The 1,355-nt window shown below is 66.1% G+C and carries 1 protein-coding gene; it reads right to left on the minus strand.

Translation table 11 applies throughout. From position 1 onward, the window contains the following. Positions 1–1,355 (minus strand): condensation domain-containing protein (locus ACGFNP_RS61030; protein ID WP_393334396.1); only part of this gene is annotated, 1,355 nt, incomplete at both ends.

Consider the following 1,355-nt stretch of genomic DNA (forward strand, 5'->3'; position numbering starts at 1 on the left):
TGAAACAGCGGCGTGCGGGAGCGGTCACGCTCGATACCCAGCTCGTCCACGAGCTGCTCGAACGGCAGATCCTGATGACCGTAAGCCGCCAACGCCGTGGCGCGCACCTGGTGCAGCAGATCGGTGAAGGTCGGATCGCCCGACAGATCAGCCCGCAGCACCAGAGTGTTGATGAAGAACCCGATCAGATCCTCGGTCTCGCCCTGGTTGCGGTTGGCCACCGGCGTACCGACCAGCACATCATCCTGACGCGTGTACTTACCGAGCAGCACGGTGTAAGCCGCCAGCAACGTCATGAACATCGTCGCGCCCGTACGACGCGACAACGCCTGCAACCCCTCAACCACCTCAGAGCCGACGTGGAAGTCCAAAGCGGCACCAGCGGTGTCCCGCACCGCCGCGCGCGGCCGGTCAGTGGGCAGATCCAGCACCGGCGGCCGAGCCAGCCGCCGCCGCCAGTAGCCAAGCTGATCCTCCAGCCTCTCGCCGGTAAGCCAGGAACGCTGCCACACAGCGAAATCGGCGTACTGAACCCGCAGCGGCTCCAGCGGAGACGGACGGCCGACACGGAACGCCTCATAGAGAGCGTTCAACTCCCGATGGAAGATCTTGGCCGACCACTCATCGGAGATGACGTGATGCATGCACAAGGCCAAGACGTGCTCCCCGCCGTTCAACCGCAGCAGGCTGCCACGCAGCAGCGGACCGGCCGCCAGATCGAACGGCGTCGCGGCATCGGCGGCGATCAGCGCCTGAGCTTCCTGTTCGCCGGCCACGTTGATGACCGGAAGGTCGAAGCCGGTCGGCAGATCGATGATCTGATGCGGGATGCCGCCGGCATCGGCAACCAGCCGGGTCCGCAACACCTCATGCCGCTCCACCAGCGCGGTAAGGGCGGCACGCAGAGCGGGAATGTCGAGGTCGCCCGGCAACGGAATAAGGGTGGGAGTGTTGTACTCGGCCGAGCCGGGATCGAGCTGGGCCAAGAACCACAACCGCTGCTGCGCGAACGACAGCGGCAACGGCTGATCACGGCCGACCGGCAGGATCGGGGGCCGATCACTGCCGCTCGCCCCATCCACAAGCGGCGCCAAACCAGCGACGGTCGGCTGATCGAACAACACCGCCAGAGGCAAATCCACCCCTAGAACCGCACGGACACGAGAGACGACCTGCGTGGCCAGCAGAGAGTGCCCGCCAAGATCGAAGAAGTTGTCCCGGACCCCGACCTGATCCACACCGAGCAGGTCAGCCCAGATACCGGCCAGGAGTTGTTCGGTGGGGGTGGTCGGCGGCTGGTAGCTGTCGGCGAGGTCGGGGCGGCTGCCATCCGGCACCGGCAGAGCCGCACGATC

Source organism: Nonomuraea sp. NPDC049269 (assembly GCF_043197155.1).
In the GTDB taxonomy this organism is placed as follows: domain Bacteria; phylum Actinomycetota; class Actinomycetes; order Streptosporangiales; family Streptosporangiaceae; genus Nonomuraea.